The organism is Chromobacterium sphagni, from assembly GCF_001855555.1.
Lineage (GTDB): Bacteria > Pseudomonadota > Gammaproteobacteria > Burkholderiales > Chromobacteriaceae > Chromobacterium > Chromobacterium sphagni.
In genome coordinates, this window is record NZ_MKCT01000096.1 from 1 (window position 1) to 2755 (window position 2755).

General features: G+C 55.0%; 5 protein-coding genes and 1 pseudogene. 3 read left to right on the top strand and 3 right to left on the bottom strand.

Annotation, left to right across the window (positions count from 1 at the left end; translation table 11 throughout):
• The 3 genes from BI344_RS23345 to BI344_RS26270 form a co-directional block, all read left to right on the top strand.
• A partial coding sequence (locus tag BI344_RS23345) for a transposase (RefSeq protein ID WP_206600463.1) occupies nt 1–381 on the top strand: 381 nt, incomplete at its 5' end.
• Nucleotides 382–851: 470 nt separating this feature from the next.
• The gene (locus BI344_RS23515) at nt 852–1166 is read left to right on the top strand and encodes a DDE-type integrase/transposase/recombinase (protein ID WP_095210862.1); all 315 of its coding nucleotides are present in this window, start codon (nt 852–854) and stop codon (nt 1164–1166) included.
• Complete coding sequence (locus tag BI344_RS26270) at nt 1121–1339, top strand: integrase core domain-containing protein (RefSeq protein WP_158021106.1); 219 nt, start codon at nt 1121–1123, stop codon at nt 1337–1339. The genes BI344_RS23515 and BI344_RS26270 overlap by 46 nt, the downstream gene beginning before the upstream one ends.
• 236 nt (nt 1340–1575) lie before the next feature.
• Here the strand turns inward: BI344_RS26270 and BI344_RS26275 are convergent.
• The 3 genes and pseudogenes from BI344_RS26275 to BI344_RS22335 form a co-directional block, all read right to left on the bottom strand.
• Nucleotides 1576–1969, bottom strand: a pseudogene (locus tag BI344_RS26275) (lytic transglycosylase domain-containing protein).
• Nucleotides 1970–2157: 188 nt separating this feature from the next.
• Nucleotides 2158–2325 (bottom strand): hypothetical protein, encoded by a 168-nt coding sequence (locus tag BI344_RS26280; protein ID WP_420912624.1) that lies wholly within the window; start codon nt 2323–2325, stop codon nt 2158–2160.
• The coding region (locus BI344_RS22335; RefSeq protein ID WP_206600465.1) for an EscU/YscU/HrcU family type III secretion system export apparatus switch protein at nt 2264–2755 on the bottom strand (492 nt) is incomplete at its 5' end. The genes BI344_RS26280 and BI344_RS22335, both read right to left, overlap by 62 nt.

Sequence of the window (2755 nt, forward strand, 5' to 3'; positions counted from 1 at the left end):
ACCGATTTGACTCAAATACACGGTATCGGCCCATTCTTGGCTCTGCGGTTGATTGCTGAATGCGGAACCGACTTGAGCCGTTGGCCAACAGCCAAGCACTTCACGTCCTGGTTGACGCTATCTCCAGGTTGCAAGATCAGCGGTGGCAAGATTCTTTCAGCACATACGCGTAAGACCAGCAACCGAGTCACCGTTGCTCTCCGACTGGCCGCCGTTGCGATAGGGCGCAGCAATACGCGCTTGGAGCCTTCTATCGTCGTCTTGCCGCCGGATTGGTCACGCCAAAGCCGTCACGGCAACCGCACGAAAGATTGCGGTGCTGTTTTACAACGCGATGCGATTTGGCATGGACTATCGAGATCCTGGTGCAGACTACTATGAGCAACAGTATCGAGAGCGTGTGATCAAGCAACTTCGTCGCCGCGCAGCGTTATTTGGGTTTGAGTTGCAGTTGCAACCTGTGCCATCTGGGAGGGAGTTTCTTAGGAAGCTGTGAAGCCGGCTCGCAGACGCGAGCTGGCCAACTTCCTGATCGCCGCTACCGCGTCAGCATTCGGCGCGCGACTGCCGTCATTCAACTGCGGCAAGGCACCTATTTTATCGCCCTCACCCGCGTGACGATCGTGCCGAGCGGCAGCGCATCCGCAAGATCGCCGCCACCCGAATTCGTTACGACGCGCGCCGCATTCACGTCTGCTGCAGCGCGAAGGCAGGCGGATCAATCACAAGAAGATCTACCGGATCGACTGCGAAGAAGGCTTGAATCTGCGGCGCAAGCGCCCAAACGGCGAGTGGCGGTGGCGCATCGCCACGCTCGGCCGGCTGTCTCCAATTTGAATGCCTGCTGGAGCATGGATTTCGTCGCTGATCAGCTGTTCAACGGCCAGAAAATCCGGGCCTTAACTGTAGTGGATAATTTTAGCCGGGAGAGCCTGGCGATCACGGTGGATTTCGCGCTGAAAGCCGCGGACGTGGTTGCTACGATGCAGCATGTGCAAGCCTTGCGCGGGACGCCGCAACGGATTCAGGTCGACAACGGCAGCGAATGTATTTCGGTCGCGCGGGATCCATGGCCCATGAGCAAGGCGTCACGCTGGACTTCTCACGACCAGGGACACCCATGGATAATGCCTTCATCGAGTCATTTAACGGCAGTCTGCGGATGAGTGCCGGAATATGCATTGGTTTCTGTCGCTGGATGACGCGCGTGACAAGATCGAGCGTTGGCGCAGGTTACAACGAATTCAGGCCGCACAGCTCGCAGCGCGACCAAACCCCGAGCGAGTTCCGACTTGCTTATCTTGAAGCCGGAAATCTCCAACTTAAACCGCTCGGTTAGTCGGGAGGAGGTCAGCGTCCATACCATTAACAAAGCCGCTCTGAGCAGAAAACGTTAGGGCATTACATGACGCTATTTTCTGATATTTCGGGATGTGGAGCGGAAAACAGCAAGCCGAAAAGCTTCGCTGGGATGGATGCTTTAGGCGGAATCTTGCTCGGGATGCTGGCTGGAGTAGCATTGATATTCTTCAAGGGAAGCTGGGCTGTTGTTCCGAATACAGGCAAGAACTTTTTTTACGTAGTTTTGTGTTTCTGGGTAAGGGGGATTTTTCTCCCATATTTTTTAACTGAGCCTTCGCCTGCATTATATCCAGCGATTGCAAGCTCCAGATCATTTTCAAAGTGACTCAACAGCCATTTCAGATAGCTGGCGCCGGCACGCAGGTTACTTTCGGGGTCCATCAAGTCGGTATATCCAAAACGTTTTCCGGTTTCCGGCATCACCTGCATCAGCCCTGGGCCCCTTCGACGAGATTGCCTGCGGCCGATAGCCTGACTCGACCTTGATGATCGCATGCAGCAGTTTAGGATCCAGCCTAACTCGTCGGATATCTTGTGGGCCAGTGGTAAATGCGCAGCCACGCCGTTTTGAGGCGCCGTCTTGGTTTTCGTGCCGGATGGTGCGGATTGTTTGGAGGTCGCTGGAGCCGGATCTGTGCGAGAGGACGGCTCAGGACTCCGGTTCCAGACCAAGGGTATTGATTGGGTGAAGAAGGTTCGGCCAGAGGGTACGCCCACGCGTGTGACACCAGGCAGTCAGCAAGCTGCATAGCATAGGTCTGATAATGAGCTTTATATCAATCATCTTCATCATTGTCATAGTTTATGTTCATGGCTAGGCGCAGAATCTGCGCCACCGGCTCGAATAGTTCGGCGGATATGTACCGCCGATCTTGGTTTCGCGGCCAGCGCGCGCGCGACTTCAATGTTTTCCACCACAGGAATGCCGGCTTTTTCGGCGAGTTTTACGATATGCAGGGCCATCGCGTCTCGGCCGACTGCGGTCACTTGGGGAGCGGGGTTTCGCCGGGTTGGTAACGCAGGCAAACCGCGATATGGGTGGATTGCGGACCACCGCGGTGGATTTGGAGACATTGTCTGCCAGACTGCCGCTTTGAATCTCTCGATGCGCTTCCTTGCGTTTTTGCTTGATCTCGGGATTGCCTTCAGAGTTCTTGAATTCCTGCTTAATGTCTTCAAGAGACATCATCAGTTGTTTGGTGGTGTTGTAGCGCTGGAAGGAGAAATCGGCGATGCCGAAAATGATGTAAAAGCCGATCAGCGAGGCCCACATCCAGAACAACAGCTGGGTGCTGACGCCCATGCCGGTCGCGACATCGCTCAAGGGCAGAAATTGGATGGATGGGCTGTATTGCCGCAGCAGGTAGAAGAAGATCAGCGACAATATTGTCAC

What these genes read in the sequence shown, in the direction of transcription:
- BI344_RS23515 (WP_095210862.1), top strand. Translation starts at nt 852, where the DNA reads ATGGATTTCGTCGCTGATCAGCTGTTCAACGGCCAGAAAATCCGGGCC.
- BI344_RS26270 (WP_158021106.1), top strand. Translation starts at nt 1,121, where the DNA reads ATGGATAATGCCTTCATCGAGTCATTTAACGGCAGTCTGCGGATGAGT.
- BI344_RS26280 (WP_420912624.1), bottom strand. Translation starts at nt 2,325, where the DNA reads ATGGCCCTGCATATCGTAAAACTCGCCGAAAAAGCCGGCATTCCTGTG.